The sequence below is a fragment of the Phaeovulum sp. genome (assembly GCF_041596715.1).
Taxonomy (GTDB): Bacteria; Pseudomonadota; Alphaproteobacteria; order Rhodobacterales; family Rhodobacteraceae; genus UBA6213.
Genome location: NZ_JBFHIA010000053.1, coordinates 1 through 15,242, shown reverse-complemented (window position 1 = coordinate 15,242; position 15,242 = coordinate 1). Strand labels below are relative to the sequence as shown.

Annotated in this window: 14 protein-coding genes; 9 read left to right on the top strand and 5 right to left on the bottom strand. The window is 64.8% G+C overall.

The features are described 5' to 3' along the window. The coding region (locus tag ABY403_RS05550) for a MarC family protein (RefSeq protein ID WP_372839709.1) at positions 1 to 303 on the top strand (303 nt) is incomplete at its 5' end. Positions 304 to 306: 3 nt separating this feature from the next. Continuing rightward, positions 307 to 885 carry a TIGR02281 family clan AA aspartic protease gene (locus ABY403_RS05545; RefSeq protein WP_372839707.1) on the top strand — a complete coding sequence of 193 codons (579 nt, stop codon included), beginning with the start codon at positions 307 to 309 and terminating at the stop codon, positions 883 to 885. A gap of 88 nt (positions 886 to 973) precedes the next feature. Here the strand turns inward: ABY403_RS05545 and ABY403_RS05540 are convergent, their stop codons facing one another. Together ABY403_RS05540 and ABY403_RS05535 are read right to left on the bottom strand one after the other, a co-directional pair. Beyond that, complete coding sequence (locus tag ABY403_RS05540) at positions 974 to 1,444, bottom strand: DNA polymerase III subunit chi (protein WP_372839705.1); 471 nt, start codon at positions 1,442 to 1,444, stop codon at positions 974 to 976. Positions 1,445 to 1,448: 4 nt separating this feature from the next. Next, the gene (locus tag ABY403_RS05535) at positions 1,449 to 2,921 is read right to left on the bottom strand and encodes a leucyl aminopeptidase (protein WP_372839703.1); all 1,473 of its coding nucleotides are present in this window, start codon (positions 2,919 to 2,921) and stop codon (positions 1,449 to 1,451) included. A 147-nt stretch (positions 2,922 to 3,068) separates the two neighbouring features. On the opposite strand from ABY403_RS05535, the gene lptF reads away from it, so the two are divergent. The 6 genes from lptF to rsmA all read left to right on the top strand — a co-directional run bounded on the left by lptF (position 3,069) and on the right by rsmA (position 10,696). Then, positions 3,069 to 4,187, top strand: a complete 1,119-nt coding sequence (gene lptF / locus ABY403_RS05530) for an LPS export ABC transporter permease LptF (protein ID WP_372839701.1) — start codon at positions 3,069 to 3,071, stop codon at positions 4,185 to 4,187. Then, positions 4,184 to 5,296 carry an LPS export ABC transporter permease LptG gene (lptG, locus tag ABY403_RS05525; RefSeq protein ID WP_372839700.1) on the top strand — a complete coding sequence of 371 codons (1,113 nt, stop codon included), beginning with the start codon at positions 4,184 to 4,186 and terminating at the stop codon, positions 5,294 to 5,296. Before lptF ends, lptG begins: the two co-directional genes overlap by 4 nt. Further along, on the top strand, positions 5,296 to 7,500 hold the full coding sequence (locus ABY403_RS05520) for an LPS-assembly protein LptD (protein WP_372839698.1): 2,205 nt from the start codon (positions 5,296 to 5,298) through the stop codon (positions 7,498 to 7,500). The genes lptG and ABY403_RS05520 overlap by 1 nt, the downstream gene beginning before the upstream one ends. Before the next feature lie 61 nt (positions 7,501 to 7,561). Continuing rightward, the gene (locus tag ABY403_RS05515; RefSeq protein WP_372839696.1) at positions 7,562 to 8,782 is read left to right on the top strand and encodes a peptidylprolyl isomerase; all 1,221 of its coding nucleotides are present in this window, start codon (positions 7,562 to 7,564) and stop codon (positions 8,780 to 8,782) included. Continuing rightward, positions 8,779 to 9,777 carry a 4-hydroxythreonine-4-phosphate dehydrogenase PdxA gene (pdxA, locus tag ABY403_RS05510; RefSeq protein WP_372839694.1) on the top strand — a complete coding sequence of 333 codons (999 nt, stop codon included), beginning with the start codon at positions 8,779 to 8,781 and terminating at the stop codon, positions 9,775 to 9,777. Before ABY403_RS05515 ends, pdxA begins: the two co-directional genes overlap by 4 nt. Before the next feature lie 79 nt (positions 9,778 to 9,856). Further along, positions 9,857 to 10,696: a 16S rRNA (adenine(1518)-N(6)/adenine(1519)-N(6))-dimethyltransferase RsmA gene (gene rsmA / locus ABY403_RS05505; RefSeq protein WP_372839692.1), complete on the top strand. Its 840-nt coding sequence runs from the start codon at positions 9,857 to 9,859 to the stop codon at positions 10,694 to 10,696. A 39-nt stretch (positions 10,697 to 10,735) separates the two neighbouring features. On the opposite strand, the gene ABY403_RS05500 is transcribed toward rsmA, so the two are convergent. The 3 genes from ABY403_RS05500 to prfA all read right to left on the bottom strand — a co-directional run bounded on the left by ABY403_RS05500 (position 10,736) and on the right by prfA (position 13,741). Next, positions 10,736 to 11,569: a DUF4167 domain-containing protein gene (locus ABY403_RS05500; RefSeq protein ID WP_372839690.1), complete on the bottom strand. Its 834-nt coding sequence runs from the start codon at positions 11,567 to 11,569 to the stop codon at positions 10,736 to 10,738. Between the two features lie 233 nt (positions 11,570 to 11,802). Then, positions 11,803 to 12,654 (bottom strand): peptide chain release factor N(5)-glutamine methyltransferase, encoded by an 852-nt coding sequence (prmC, locus tag ABY403_RS05495; protein ID WP_372839689.1) that lies wholly within the window; start codon positions 12,652 to 12,654, stop codon positions 11,803 to 11,805. A 31-nt stretch (positions 12,655 to 12,685) separates the two neighbouring features. After that, positions 12,686 to 13,741: a peptide chain release factor 1 gene (prfA, locus tag ABY403_RS05490; RefSeq protein ID WP_372839688.1), complete on the bottom strand. Its 1,056-nt coding sequence runs from the start codon at positions 13,739 to 13,741 to the stop codon at positions 12,686 to 12,688. A 166-nt stretch (positions 13,742 to 13,907) separates the two neighbouring features. Here prfA and ABY403_RS05485 point away from each other — a divergent pair. Beyond that, a partial coding sequence (locus ABY403_RS05485) for a M20/M25/M40 family metallo-hydrolase (RefSeq protein ID WP_372839686.1) occupies positions 13,908 to 15,242 on the top strand: 1,335 nt, incomplete at its 3' end.

Below are 15,242 nucleotides of genomic sequence, written 5' to 3'. Positions count from 1 at the left end.
GCCGACGACCCATCGGTATTTCCGCTCGCCACGCCGCTGATCGCAGGCCCTGGGGCACTGGCCACGATGATTCTGCTGACCGGGCAGGCAGGTGGTTGGGGCGGCGTTCTGCTGGTCCATCTGGTCATGGCGGCGGTGCTTGTGCTGGTCTATGCATTGTTTCAAGCGGCCGCGCCGATCGAACGGGCGCTGGGGCGTACCGGCACCATGGTGGTAACACGGCTGCTGGGCATGTTGCTTGCAGCACTTGCCACGCAATTCATTCTCGACGGGCTGCAAGGCACCGGATTGCTGGGGGCCTGAAGAGTGGACGGCGACACATTTGCACGCTTTGGCTATCTTGCCCTCTTGCTGCTCGCCGTGGGCGGCTACGCGCTGGCCGAGTTTCGCCGAAAGCCGGGGCGGGCACTGCAACAGGTCATGATCTGGGGTTTCATCTTTGTCGGGCTCGTCGCGGGCTTTGGACTATGGTCCGATATCCGCCGCGAGGTGCTCACCTCGCAGACCATTGGCGAGGGTGGGCGCATCGAGGTGCCAGTTGCGTCTGACGGCCATTTCTACATCGTGGCCGAGCTCAACGGGGTCGGCGTGCGCTTTGCCGTCGATACCGGGGCCTCGGACATCGTGCTAAGCGCGCGCGATGCCACGCGCATCGGCCTCGACCCCGAGGAACTTTCTTATTTCCAGCGCGCCCAAACCGCCAATGGCACGGTCGAAACCGCCCCCGTGACGATAAACACGCTGTCGCTGGGGGGCATCACAGACCGCAGCGTGCCTGCGGTGGTGAATCGCGGCGACATGGACGGATCACTTCTCGGGATGGCTTATCTTGCGCGTTTCTCGCGGCTTGAGATGACACCGCGTCTACTGGTTCTGGAACGCTAGCGGGCAGCGTGGCTGGCCTCCGGCGGGGATATTTCTATCTGAAGCAAATGCTTCAGTTCAAATATCCCCCGCGGAGCGCAGCGCGCCTTCAACCCGGCTGATGTTCGGCCTTTTTCACCCAGCGCCCAGCCTCTTCGGCCCAGTATTGGGCGGGCATTTCGGCTGCAAGCTCGCGCCACTGCGCGCGTGCGCGTTCTAGCGCATCGGGCATTGCACCATCGAAGATCACCCAGACCCGTTCAAGCAGAGCCGCCTCGGCAGGGGCGACCGCAGCGCCGTCGATGGCCATCAGGGCTTGCGGCGCGTTGGCGGCGGGGCCGGGGCCGTGGGTCAAAAGCAAGGGCTGGCGCGCGTCGTCGGCACCGCCCCCCGCAAGCCCATGCGGCAGAAAGCCGTCGGGGGCGCCCAACCAGAGCGCGCGGTCAAGCTCTTCCATCCGCGCGCGCGACGTGCCGCGCAGTTCCACCGCCCAGCCCTGCGCCAAGGCCCGACCCGCCAGCGCGCCGATCAGCCCGGCCAGCGGTGCCGCGCCGAGCTGATAGAAAAGCGCCACCGCCATTGGCCTAGCCGCGTTCCCAGCCGTCGCGCACAAGGCGGTCGAGCGTCATCACACCCCAGCCGGTTGCCCCTTTGGGTGCCAGCGCCGTTTCATCGGGCGGCAGCGCCACACCCGCGATGTCAAGGTGCACCCAAGGTGTTTCGGGTTTGACGAACCGCGCCAGAAACTGCGCGGCGGTGATTGCCCCGCCCGGTCGGCCGACGGAATTGCGCATGTCGGCGATGCGCGATTTCAGCTTGGCGTCATAGGCATCGCCCATCGGCATCCGCCATGCTCCCTCGCCCTCGGCGCTCGCGGCCTTCAGGAGCGCATCTACCAGCGCATCGTTGTTGGAAAACGCCCCGGCGTTTTCGTGCCCAAGGCCCACGATGATCGCGCCGGTCAGCGTGGCAAGGTCGATCATCGCGGAAGGTTTGAAGCGTTCCTGCGCATACCAGAGCACATCTGCCAGCACGAGGCGGCCCTCGGCGTCGGTGTTGATTACCTCGATCGTATCGCCCTTCATCGAGCGCACCACGTCGCCGGGGCGTTGCGCGCGCCCGTCGGGCATGTTTTCGACAAGGCCAACCAGACCAACAACGTTGGCTTTCGCGCCGCGCAGCGCGAGGCTGCGCATGACCCCCGCCACGACCCCCGCGCCGCCCATATCCATGGTCATTTCTTCCATGCCCTGCGCGGGCTTGATGGAAATGCCACCGGTGTCGAACACCACGCCCTTGCCCACCAGCGCCAGCGGCGGCTCGCCCTTGGGCCCGCCGTTCCATTGCATCACGACCACTTTCGACGGGCTGTCAGAGCCCTGCCCCACGCCCAGCAATGCGCCCATCCCCAGCGTCTTAAGCGCGGCCTCTTCAAGGATTTCGACATCGAGGCCGAGTTCGTGCATCGCGGCCAGACGCGCCGCAAAGTCATCTGTTGTCAGCACGTTGGCGGGTTCGTTGACCAGATCGCGGGCAAAGAACACGCCCTCGGCCAGCGCCGCCATCGGGCGCGCGCGCAGCGCCACGGCCTCGGGTGCGCTTACCTGAAAGCCGACCTCGCCAAACACCTTCGGCGCACCGGTCTTATGCGCGCCGAAATCGTAGGCGCGCAGTGCCAGCCCAAAGCTGATCTCATGCGCCAGACGGTGCGGGCCTGCCAGCACCAGCGCGCCCGCGAAACCCAGTCCCTTGGCGATGCTTGCGCCTGCCTTGCGCGCCTCGGTCACGCTGGCGCGGCGCGTCAGATGCACCAGTTGCACCGCCTCGGCGGCAAGGCCCGAAGGGAAGGCCAGATCCATGGCCTCGCCCTGTTTCAACTTGGCGAATGCCTCGCTGGCCAGCGCGCGAAGGATTGCGCCGCGCGCGCGTCGGTCGATTTGGCGCAGCGCCTGCGAAGGCCGCTCGCCCGGGGCGGCGATTACCACCAGTCGGCCGGGTGCTGCGGCCAGCGCAGCCGCATCGATTTCACGAAAATGTATGGCTACAGGATGCGGCATTGGCGGACTCCTTGCGGCGGGGTTTCATATCTGCGGCGGAGCCTAGCGATGGCGCGGGAAAATGGAAAGGCGGCGTGACGCCAGCCTTTCGCTGGCCGAGCGTTCGGGCTAAGGAAAGACAGATGCATCCGGGGGGATGACGCTGCCTTGTCCAAACTGGACCGATACCTGCTGGCGCGGCTTATGGCGCATTTCGGGTTTTTTGCCCTTGTTCTGGTTGCCATTTATTGGCTCAACCAAGCGGTATTGCTATTCAATCGGCTCGTCGCCGACGGCCAATCGGCGCGGGTGGTGCTGGAGTTGACCTCGTTGGCCTTGCCGGTGGTGGTATCGCTGATGCTGCCGCTCGCGGCCTTTGCGGCCAGCCTTTATCTGCTTAATCGACTGATCGGCGAAAGCGAGTTGGTGGTGATGCAGGCAACCGGTGCCTCACCGTTTCGTCTGGCGCGCCCGGTGCTGGCCTTCGGGCTGATCGTCGCGGTGATGATGAGCATGTTGCTGCATATGCTGGTGCCTTTGGCGCGGGCGCAAAGCGTCGATCGGCGCGCCGAAATAGCCGACAACATCGCGTCGCGGTTTCTGTTGGCAGGCGAGTTTCAGCATCCGCTGCCGGGGGTGACCTTTTTCATTCGGGACATTTCCGAGCGCGGCGAGTTGCTGGACATCTACCTTTCCGACAATCGCGGCAGCACCGGTGCCACGGTGTTTCTGGCCACCAAGGCCGTGCTTGTGCGTAGCGACACGGGCCCCAAACTGGTCATGCTCGAAGGAATGGCCCAGAACCTGCGCACTACTGATGAGCGGCTGGCGGTTACGCACTTTTCCAATTTCACCTACGATCTCGGCGCGTTGATCGACACTGGCACCACCAGTGAACGCAAGCTGGAAGAGCAGACGACACCGCAATTGCTGGCCCCCGGAAACGCCGCGGCGGGTGCCGAGGCGCAATATGAAATTGCAAAACGCGTAGCGCGCAGCCTGAATGCGCCGGTTTCGGCGATGATCGGTTTTGCGGCCCTGCTGTTGGGGGGATTCAACAGGCTTGGGCTTTGGCGCCAGATCGGGCTGGCGACGATGACTTTGGTGGGATTGCAGTTTCTCAACAACGTGGCCGAAGATACGGTGGCCGAAACGCTCGAAGGGTGGCCGATGCTATTTGCGCCAATGGCCCTCGGGGCGGCGATTGCCGTGCTGATGCTTTGGCAGGCGGGGCGCAGTTGGCGCAGGCGACCGGGCATGGCCATGACTGCGCAGGTGGCGTCATGACCCTGACGCTTTATTTCGCGCGCCGTTTCATACGCGACTTTCTGCTGGTGGCAGCGGCGTTTTGTGCCGTGATGTTGCTGATCGATTCGGTCGAGCAGCTTCGCCGGTTTGGCGGCTCTGGAATCGGGCTCGAGCGGATCTTGTTCATGGCATCGCTGAACCTGCCGGGCGCGATCTATACATTGCTGCCGCTGCTGATACTGCTTGCGACAATGTCGATGTTCATCGGGCTGGCGCGCAGTTCGGAGCTGGTTGTGGCGCGCGCGGCGGGGCGTTCGGCGCTGCGCATGGCGCTTGTGCCCGCGACGGTCGCGTTTCTGGTTGGCGCAATCGCCGTGGTGGCGTTGAACCCGGTCGTCGCGGCGACCGCAAAGCGCTATGATGCACTCACAGATCGGATTCTGAGCGGCGGCACGGCTGCCGCCTCGATCGGCAGCGAAGGTGTATGGCTGCGGCAGGGGGTGACAGGGGCGAAGATGGGGCAACGGCAATCGGTCATTCACGCGTCAAGCAGCAACGCCGATGCCACGGTGCTTTATGACGTTACGGTGATGGAGTTTTCGCTCGAGCAAGGCCCCATTCGCTACCTGAAGGCAAGCGAAGCGGCGCTGGAGACGGGCGCATGGCGGTTGCGCGAGGTCAAGGAATGGCCGCTTGCGGAAACCGAGAACCCCGAAGCCGAGGCGGTCATTCACGCTGATCTGACACTGCCTTCCGATCTGACACCGGCCCGCATCCGTGACAGTTTCGGCACGCCGAGCGAGATTGCCATCTGGGATCTGCCGGATTTCATCGCGGCGTTGGAACGGGCAGGCTTTTCATCGCGCCGCCATGTGACTTGGTTCCAGAAAGAGCTTGCGCAGCCATTGATGCTGGCCGCGATGGCGCTTTTGGCTGCGGCTTTTTCGATGCGCCATGTGCGCCGGGGGCGCGTCGGGCTGATGGCGCTTTTGGCATTCGGGACCGGGGTCGCGGCGCTATTGCTGCGCAATTTTTCGCAAGCGTTGGGCGAAAACGGGTTGTTGCCGGTGCTATTGGCGGCTTGGGCACCGCCGCTTGTGGCGCTGCTCGTGGCGCTCACACTTTTGCTGTATCTGGAGGACGGTTGATGGCGGCGGGCGGCGCGGCGCGCATTTGCAAGGTGACGATTGCGCTGGCGCTTGGCTTTGCCTTGGTCGTGGCACCTGCAACCCTGCCGAGCCGGGCAAGGGCCGAAACCATTGCCACAACACTTGGCGCGGCAACGCTGTTGGCCGATCGCATCCATCTGGCCAATGCCTCGGTGCTGATCGCTGAAGGCTCGGTCGAGGTGTTTTACAATGGCGCGCGTCTTTTGGCCTCGCGCGTTGCTTTTGACAGTGCCAGCGGCGAATTGCTGATCGAGGGGCCCTTGTGGCTGACAACGTCCGAAGATGCCGGCATGGTGTTGCTGGCCGATAGCGCCGAGCTTTCCAGCGACATGCGCGAGGGCATTTTGCGCGGTGCGCGCATGGTCTTGGAAGGCGAGTTGCAGCTTGCCGCCAACACGATCCAGCGCAGCGAAGGGCGCTATACGACGCTGGAAGAAGTGGTCGCATCTTCTTGCCAGATCTGCGTCATCAACCCGACCCCATTGTGGGAGATCCGGGCGCGAAGCGTGACACATGATTCGGTCGAGCGTGAAATCACCTTTGAAGGTGCGCAGTTCCGCGTGATGGGCGTGCCCTTGGCCTATATCCCGCGGCTGACCACACCCGACCCCGGGGTGGAACGCAAGACCGGCCTTTTGCGGCCCCAATTGCGCACCACTTCCGAACTCGGCACCGGTATCAAGCTGCCCTATTTCTGGACGATCGGCGATAGCCGCGATCTGACGCTCACGCCTTATCTATCGACCTCACGCACAGCGACGCTTGGCGCGCGGTACCGGCAGGCCTTCGATTTCGGGTCGCTCGAAATCGAAGGCGCGGTTACGCGCGACGATATTCTGCCGGATGAAACGCGTGGGTATATCTTTGCCGACGCGAGCTTTGATCTGCCCGAGGATTTTCAACTCGAACTGACGCTGCGCGCGGTGACGGATTCTGCCTATACGCTCGACTATGACATCACCGACGATGACCGGCTTTGGAGCGGCGCAACCTTGCTGCGGGTGCGCCCCGATCAAATGATCTGGGCCCGGATCGGCAGCACCGAAAGCCTGCGCGAGGGTGAAAGCAACAGCACGCAGCCAATGCAGGCGGGCGATCTTAGCTGGACGCAGGTGCTTCGCCCGTCATTGATTGGCGGCGAATTGGTGCTGGAGACCGAGCTTGGCGGATACCGGCGCAGCTCGCACCTTACCGTTGACGGGGTTGACGACGACGATCTGGTGTCCGACGGGCGCGATGCGCTGCGCGCCAGCTTTGATGCGAACTGGCAGCGCACCTGGGTCTTGCCCGGCGGGGTCGAGACCACTGGCCTGCTTGGCGCGGGCGTAGACTTTTTCATGGTTGCCGAAGATGACGCCTATGCGTCGCAGATTACCAGATGGGCACCAACTGCGGCGGTCGAGGTACGTTGGCCATGGGTGCGCAGCCGCGGAAGTGTCACTGAAGTGATCCAGCCGGTCGCACAACTGGTCTGGACAGGAAATGACGGGCAATCGGCCCCCAACGAAGACAGCGTCCTGGTCGAGTTTGACGAGGGCAACCTGTTCGCATTGTCGCGGTATTCAGGAAAAGACGCCCGCGAAACAGGGCTGCGCGCCAATCTCGGGATCAGTTGGACCCGCGATGATACCAATGGCTGGTCAACCTCGGTTCTGGCGGGCCGGGTGCTGCGTTGGGATGACCTTGACCAGTTTGGCACGGACAGCGCGCTGAGCGGTTCGCGCTCGGACTGGTTGCTATCGACATCGGTTACGACGCCGGGCGGAATTGAGGTTTATAACCGCGCGCTCTTCGATGACTCGTTCGATTTCAACCATGACGAGTTGCTTTTGGCGGTGACGCGAGACCAGATGTCTTTCACGGCAGGATATTTGTGGATGGAAGCATCGCCTGACGAGGGGCTCGACGACCCGACGCGCCAGTTGCTGCTGGATGCAAGCTGGAGTTGGAACAGCAACTGGACCGGCAGCTTGGGCACACGCTATGATTTTGTCGCCGACCGGGCCGCCAGCGCCGATATCGGGCTCAGCTATGCCAACGAATGCGTCAAGGTCGATCTTTCCCTCTCGCGCAGTTTTGCGTCGTCGACTAGTGTGACCCCGCAAACCGATTTCGGTTTGGACGTTGAGCTTGTGGGATTTGGCTCAAGCAGCGGCGGACAACGGCGAAGCTGCATGCGTTGATGTGTGGTTGCGCCCGGGCGGGCCGGGATGATACGGGTTGGCAAAGCGGACGGACCTGAACATGCGCGTAATTACCTTGCTTCTCGCCCTGCTGGCACTGGTTGCCCCAACGGCCCCGGCCGCGGCACAGGGCAGCCCATTCAGCCCGGTGATCATGGTCAACGACCTTGGCATCACCGGTTACGAGCTTGAACAGCGCCGTCGTTTTCTGGAACTGCTGCGCGCGCCGGGCGACCTTGATAAAGAAGCTGAAAACGCCCTGATCGACGAGCGGTTGCAGATGCAGGCGGCCAAGATCGCTGGCATTGCACTGACGGACGAACAGATCAAGCGCGGGATGGAAGAGTTTGCCAGCCGCGCCGATCTGACCGCCGAGCAACTGATTGCAGAACTTGCCGCTGTCGAGATCGAACCGCAGGCTTTGCGCGATTTCGTCGAAGCTGGCGCGACGTGGCGCGAAGTTGTGCGCGCACGCTTTGCCGGGCGCGTTTCGATTTCGGAAGCCGAGATCGACCACGCGCTGTCGCCCCTGTCCGATCGTGGCCGCGGCACGCGCGTTCTGTTTTCCGAAATCGTGCTGCCCGCCCCGCCCGGGCAAGAGGCACAAGCCAAGGCGATTGCCGACCAGCTTGCAGAGTTGCACGGCGAAGCGGCGTTTGCCGATGCAGCCAGCCAGGTTTCCGCCTCGGCTTCGCGCGAACAAGGCGGGCGGCTTGACTGGATGGCGCTCGACACCTTGCCCGCGCCGCTGCGCACCGCGCTGGAACCGCTTGCCCCCGGCGAAGCCAGCGCCCCTGTGCCGCTGCAAGGCGCGATTGCTGTCTTCATGCTGCGCGCGATCGACGAGAACGGCGCTGTCGCGACGATGCCGCAAACCATCGACTACGCGCAATTCCTGATCCCCGGCGGGCATAGCCCCGAGGCGCTGGCCGAAGCCGAAAAGGTGCGCGCCCGTGCAAGGAGTTGCGGTGATCTATACGCCGTGGCCAAGGGCCTGCCGGAAACCCGGCTGCTGCGCGAAACCCGCCCGCAAGGCGCCATTCCCGCCGACCTCGCGCGCGAACTGGCGCGGCTTGATGCGGGCGAGGCATCGACCGCCTTGGAACGCGATGGCAACCTGATTTTCCTGATGCTGTGCAACCGTGCGCGTGTTCTACCCGCAGGCACCGCAGCGCCTAGCCGCGCCGAGGTTGCAAACGCTCTGATCAACGAACGGCTTGCGGCCTATGCCGAAGGCTATCTTGCCGATCTGCGCGCCCGGGCGATCATCCGCAGGCCATGACATCCGCGCCGGTGATCGTCAGCTGTGGCGAACCCGCAGGTGTGGGCCCCGAGGTCGCGGCCAAGGCGTGGCGCGCCATGGGTGCAAAGCTTCCGTTTGTCTGGCTGGGTGATCCCGCGCATCTTCCGCCCGGCACAGCGTGGCAGGCAGTGTCGCATCTTGCCGAAGCCGCAGGCGTGGCCACCCACGCCCTGCCGGTGCTGCCCCACCCCTTCCCTGCCCCCGCCGTCCCCGGTCAGCCCGCCGCGGCAAACGCGGCCGAGGTGATTGCCGTGATCGCCCGCGCGGTGGCGTTGGTGCGCGCGGGCGATGCGTCCGCGCTTTGCACCGCCCCCATTCACAAGGGCGCGCTGCATGAGGGGGCTGGGTTCGCCTTTCCCGGCCACACGGAATACCTTGCGCACCTTGCAGGCGACGTGCCGGTTGCGATGATGCTCGCCTCCGAGGCGGTATCGCCGCCGCTCCGCGTGGTGCCCGCAACCATCCACATCGCTTTGTCGGCCGTGCCCCGCGCTTTTACGCCCGAGCTGTTGCGCGAAACCATCCGGTTGACCGCCGCAGCCCTTCGCGACGATTTCGGGTTCGCGGCCCCCCGCATCGCGGTGGCGGGGCTAAACCCCCATGCGGGCGAAGGCGGCGCGATGGGAAGCGAGGAAGGCGACTGGATCGCGCCATTGCTTGCCACATTACGCACTGAGGGGCAGTTGGTCAGCGGCCCGCACCCTGCGGACACGCTTTTTCACCCCGCCGCACGCGCGCGCTACGACGCTGCAATCTGCGCCTATCACGATCAGGCGCTGATCCCGATCAAGACGCTCGATTTCGCGGGTGGTGTGAACCTGACACTCGGGCTGCCGTTCGTGCGCACCTCACCCGACCATGGCACCGCCTTTGACATCGCAGGCCAAGACCGTGCCGACCCCGCCAGCATGATCGCCGCGCTAGAAATGGCGGCCCGTCTTGGCGCGCGGCGCGCAAAAGGGGCTAGCCTTTGACGCGGACCCATATCCAAGCCGCCGCCGCAGGCCAGCGCGTGGTCGGCCCAATGCCGCATCTTGGCCAAAGGTGGGTGCGATGAGCGCGATCGACACGTTGCCGCCGCTGCGCGAGGTGATCGAGCGGCATGGACTGGCCGCGAAGAAATCGCTTGGGCAGAACTTCATACTCGATCTGAACCTCACCGCGCGGATCGCGCGGCTGGCAGGTGACCTTGCAGCCTGCGATGTGCTGGAGGTCGGCCCCGGCCCCGGCGGGCTGACGCGCGCCTTGCTCGCCTCGGGCGCGCGCCATGTGCTGGCGGTGGAAAAAGACCCCCGCTGCCTGCCCGCGCTGGCCGAAATTGCGGCGGCTTATCCCGGCAAGCTCGAGGTGCGCGAGGGCGATGCGCTGGCCGCCGATGCGCTGGACGGGCTGACGCCACCGATCCGGGTGGTGGCGAACCTGCCCTACAATGTCGGGACCGAGCTTTTGGTTCGCTGGCTGACCCCGCCCACATGGCCGCCGAAATGGCAAAGCCTGACGCTGATGTTCCAGCGCGAAGTGGCCGAGCGGATCGTGGCGCGACCGGGAACCGAAGCCTATGGCCGCCTTGCGCTTTTGGCACAGTGGCGGTGCGATGCGCAGATCGTGCTTACACTGCCGCCCGAGGCATTCACGCCGCCGCCAAAGGTTCATTCCGCCGTGGTGCATCTGGTGGCTTTGCCCGCGCCGCGTTTCCCCGCAGACCCTGCGGTGCTGAACCGCGTGGTTGCCGCAGCCTTCAACCAGCGCCGCAAGATGCTGCGTTCGGCGCTGCGCGGTCTGGCGCCCGACATCGAGGCGCTGCTGGTGGAAGCGGGCATTGCCCCCACCGCGCGTGCTGAAGAAATCGGGCTGGAAAAGTTTTGTGCATTGGCGCGGCTATTGGCGCGCTAGGGTGCTGCCACGGGCGACCAAGCGCCCGTGATAGCCGAATTATTGCGAAGATTCGCCCGTATCGGGGGTAACCGGCACGGTGTTTGCCGCGGCAGGTTCGGGCTTGACGCGCGGCTTGCGCGGCCCCCGGCTGCGCGCCGGTTGCGCCGGCACCGGTTGCTCGCCCCCCTCGGGCGCGCTGCTTTCGCTAACGGTCTGCTCCACTGGTTCGTGGGAAGGATTGCGTTCGACACGCTCGCTCCGTTCACCGCGATTGGGGCGCTCGGTCCGTTCGCCACGGTCGGTCCGTTCGCCACGGTCGCCCCGTTCGCCACGGTCGCTCCGTTCAGTCCGCTCGCCACGTTCGCCGCGCTCGGGTCTGTCCGAGGAACGCTCGTTGCGTGCGGGGCGCTCATTGCGATCCGGGCGCGGCCCGCGCGCCTCTGGGGTTTCTACCAGGCCCGAGCCATCTTCCACCGGGTCGTAAACCGCGGGCAGTTCGGGCTGTTCGCTCGATTCAGGCACTGTCTCGGCCCGATCGCGCTGCTGCCCATAGCTTGGCGCATTGCCATTGCCGTTAGTGTTGCCATTGCCGCCGTAGCTGCCTTGGCCCTGCTGGCCCTGCCGCTGCTCTTGCTCGCGCATCATTTCGCGCTGCGCTTCGCCCAGCAGACGTGTGTAATGTTCGGCGTGCTGCAGAAAGCTCTGCTCTGCGACGCGATCGTTCGACAACTGCGCATCGCGCGCAAGCATCAGATACTTGTCGATAATCTGTTGCGGAGTACCGCGCACCTTGCCCTCGGGGCCGGAGCTATCGAATACTCGGTTAATAACATTGCCGACTGTGCGCTGGCGGTTCGACTTGGAACGCGAACGGGATTTTGATGATCTCATGAGCCTACGTGTTTTGATGCCCTGAAGGCCGGAGCCTTTGCCGGTTCTGCATTGGCGCATTGCGGCGCCGACTGCGGTGAACCTGACGTGGAAAGCTGACCTTGCCCGGGCAAGCCCTGCTTTGCCCGACAGTTTTGACTAATCACGCATGCGCCGGACTGACAAGCGCAAATTGCCGAAAAACCAGAGTGAAAGCGCCATTCCGCTGCTTTTGGTGCGCAAAAACACAAGATTCAGCTATTTCGCCACACCGACACGACCCTGTCGCGCCCATCAAGATCGGTCAGCACGGTAGCGTCGGGCAAGCCGTTGGCGGCAAGCAGCCCGATCACCGCCAGAGCCTGCGTCGGGCCAATTTCAAGCAGCAGCCTGCCGGAAGGGGCAAGCCGGTCGCGCGCGCCCGCGGCAATTGCCCGATACGCGGCAAGCCCGTCACCACCGGGGGTAAGGGCCAAGGCTGGTTCCCAATCGCGGACCTCGGGGGCAAGGCCCGGCATTTCCGCCGCCGCGATATAGGGCGGGTTTGAGACGATAAGGTCGAATTGCCCCTGGACCCCATCGAACCAGTCGCCAAGGCGCAGTTCGGCGCGCGCTTCAAGGCCAAGTGCCGCTGCGTTTTCGCGCGCCACCGCCAGCGCCTCGGGCGATGCGTCGATGCCAAGGCCGCGCGCCGCGGGGCGTTCGGCCAGAAGCGATAGCAGGATGCAGCCAGTGCCGGTGCCAAGGTCGAGCACGCGCGCGAATGGCCGGGTCAGCGCCTCGGCCACCAGTGTTTCGGTTTCGGGGCGCGGGTCCAGCGTTGCACGCGTTACGCGAAAATCGCGCCCCCAGAACTGACGGAACCCAAGTATCTGCGCGACCGGCTGGCGGCGCAGGCGTTGGGCCAGTGCCGCGTCAAAGGCCGCAAGCTCGGCGGAGGAAAGTGCGCGCGGCGATTCGAGCGTCAGGCGGTCGGGGGCAAGGCGCATCGCGTGGGCCAGCAGGCGGCGGGCGTCGGCGGCGGGCGTCTCGATCCCTGCCGCAGCAAGGCGCTGCACCGCAAGGCGCAGCGCCTCGGTGCCGGTAAGGGGGTCGGGATCGCTCATCCCGGGCACCGATGCTCGGCGGGGGCGGCGATCATGTTTCCAGCGCGGCTAGTTTGCTGGCCTGATCGTGGGCCACCAGCGCGTCAATCACTTCGCGCAAATCGCCCGCCATGATCTGCCCCAACGAATAGAGCGTGAGGTTGATGCGGTGGTCGGTCATGCGGCCTTGCGGAAAGTTGTAGGTGCGAATCCGTTCCGAGCGATCGCCGCTGCCCACCTGCGCCTTGCGGTCGGCGGCGCGGTTGGCATCGGCGCGGGCGCGCTCTAGGTCAAAAAGCCGGGCGCGCATCACGGCCATCGCATTTGCGCGGTTCTGATGCTGGCTTTTTTCGGAAGAGGTCACGACGATGCCGGTGGGCAGGTGCGTGATGCGCACCGCCGAATCGGTGGTGTTGACGTGCTGGCCGCCCGCACCACTGGCGCGCATGGTGTCGATGCGCAGATCGGCGGCGGGGATGTCGATATCGACCTCTTCGGCCTCGGGCAAAACTGCAACGGTGGCAGCCGATGTATGGATGCGCCCGCTCGCCTCGGTTTCAGGCACGCGCTGCACACGGTGCACGCCGCTTTCGTATTTCAGCCGCGCGAATACGCCTTCGCCCTCGATCCGCGCCACCGCCTCCTTGATGCCGCCAAGGTCGGAAGCGGCATATTCGAGCGTTTGAAAGCGCCAGCCCTGCGCCTCGGCGTAGCGCTGATACATGCGCCAGAGATCGGCGGCGAAAAGCGCGGCCTCATCGCCGCCGGTTCCGGGACGGATTTCGAGAATAGCGGGGCGGGCATCGGCGGCGTCGCGCGGCAGAAGCGCAAGGCGCAGACGCTGTTCACGCGCAGGCAGGTCCGCCCTCAGGTGCCGCAACTCTTCTTCGGCGAGGGCGCGGAACTCTGGCTCTGCAAGCATTGACTCGGCCGCTTCTATTTCGGCGCGCGTCTGCCGCCAGGCGAGGATTTCTGCGACGACGGGTTTCAGCTCGGTATATTCGCGGCTGAGCCGTGCGATTTCGGCGGGTGGCGCACCCGCTGCCAGCCGCGCCTCGAGAAACTCGAAGTGACGGGCGATCTGGTCGAGTTTTTCCTGTGGAAGCATGCGCCGGGTGTCGCCCGAAGTGGAGCGCGGGTCAAGGGGGAGCGCAGGCGGGGGTTTTGCACCCCCGCACCCCCGCAGGATATTTTGACTGAAGCATTTGGACGGGCGCTGGACACCGCCGGGGCGGGTGCTAGGGTCGGCGGCGCCGCTGAAAAGGAGCCTTGCGATGAGCCTTGAGTCCGTCTTGCATCGGATCGACGATACCTTGCCAGAGGCGGTTGACCGCTTGCTGGCGCTTCTGCGCATTCCCTCGATTTCGACTGATCCGGCGTTCAAGCCGGCTTGTGCCGAAGCCGCCGACTGGCTGGTGGCGGAGCTGCAAAGCCTTGGCTTCGAGGCTGCGGCGCGGCCGACACCGGGGCACCCGATGGTGGTGGCGCGGGCGCGTGGGCCGGGGCGGCACATTTTGTTTTACGGCCATTACGATGTGCAGCCGGTTGACCCGATCTCGCTTTGGGCGCGGGATCCGTTCGACCCGGAGGTGCAGGATACCCCCGCAGGCAAGGTGATCCGCGGGCGCGGGGCGAGCGATGACAAGGGTCAGTTGATGACCTTTATCGAGGCCTGCCGCGCGTGGAAGGCCGAGCATGGGACGCTGCCGGGCAACCTGACGATCTTTCTGGAAGGCGAGGAAGAAAGCGGCTCGCCCTCGCTGGTGCCGTTCATGCAGGAAAATGCAGAGGAGTTGCGCGCGGAACTGGCGCTGATTTGCGATACGGGCCTGTTTGCCGATCGTCAGCCCGCGATCACCACGATGCTGCGCGGTATTCTGGGCGAGGAGGTGACGATCACCGGGCCGAACAAGGACCTGCATTCCGGTGCCTATGGCGGCGCGGCCGCGAACCCTGCGCGCATTCTGGCGCGCATCATTGCGGGCTTGCACGACGAGAGCGGGCGCATCACCCTGCCCGGTTTTTACGACGATGTGGACGAGTTGCCAGACGCGGTGCGCGCACAGTGGCAGGCGCTGGCGTTCGATCATGCGGCTTTCTTGGGTGAAGTGGGCCTGAGCGTGCCTGCCGGCGAAGTCGGGCGCACGCCGCTGGAAATGCTTTGGTCGCGGCCCACCTGCGAGGTGAACGGGATCTGGTCTGGCTATACGGGCGACGGGTTCAAGACGGTGCTGCCGTCAAAGGCGCATGCCAAGATCAGTTTCAGGCTGGTCAGCCGACAGGACCCGCTGAAGATTCGCGAGACATTCCGCGACTATGTGCGCAGCCAGTTGCCCCCCGACTGCTCGGCCGAGTTCGAGGGACATGGCGCATCACCCGCAAGTGCGATGCCGATTACCGACCCCGCGTTCGAGGCGGCGCGCACGGCGCTTTCGCAGGAATGGCAGATGCCCGCGGCCTTTATCGGTTGCGGCGGCTCAATTCCTATCGCGGGCTATTTCAAAAGCGTGCTGGGGATGGACTCGATGCTGATCGGCTTTGGCAAGGACAGCGACCAGATTCATTCGCCGAACGAAAAATACGATCTGGAGTGTTTCCACAAGGGCATC

What these genes read in the sequence shown, in the direction of transcription:
- ABY403_RS05540 (WP_372839705.1), bottom strand. Translation starts at nt 1,444, where the DNA reads ATGGCGGTGGCGCTTTTCTATCAGCTCGGCGCGGCACCGCTGGCCGGG.
- ABY403_RS05535 (WP_372839703.1), bottom strand. Translation starts at nt 2,921, where the DNA reads ATGCCGCATCCTGTAGCCATACATTTTCGTGAAATCGATGCGGCTGCG.
- lptG (WP_372839700.1), top strand. Translation starts at nt 4,184, where the DNA reads ATGACCCTGACGCTTTATTTCGCGCGCCGTTTCATACGCGACTTTCTG.
- ABY403_RS05520 (WP_372839698.1), top strand. Translation starts at nt 5,296, where the DNA reads ATGGCGGCGGGCGGCGCGGCGCGCATTTGCAAGGTGACGATTGCGCTG.
- ABY403_RS05515 (WP_372839696.1), top strand. Translation starts at nt 7,562, where the DNA reads ATGCGCGTAATTACCTTGCTTCTCGCCCTGCTGGCACTGGTTGCCCCA.
- pdxA (WP_372839694.1), top strand. Translation starts at nt 8,779, where the DNA reads ATGACATCCGCGCCGGTGATCGTCAGCTGTGGCGAACCCGCAGGTGTG.
- rsmA (WP_372839692.1), top strand. Translation starts at nt 9,857, where the DNA reads ATGAGCGCGATCGACACGTTGCCGCCGCTGCGCGAGGTGATCGAGCGG.
- ABY403_RS05500 (WP_372839690.1), bottom strand. Translation starts at nt 11,569, where the DNA reads ATGAGATCATCAAAATCCCGTTCGCGTTCCAAGTCGAACCGCCAGCGC.
- prmC (WP_372839689.1), bottom strand. Translation starts at nt 12,654, where the DNA reads ATGAGCGATCCCGACCCCCTTACCGGCACCGAGGCGCTGCGCCTTGCG.
- prfA (WP_372839688.1), bottom strand. Translation starts at nt 13,741, where the DNA reads ATGCTTCCACAGGAAAAACTCGACCAGATCGCCCGTCACTTCGAGTTT.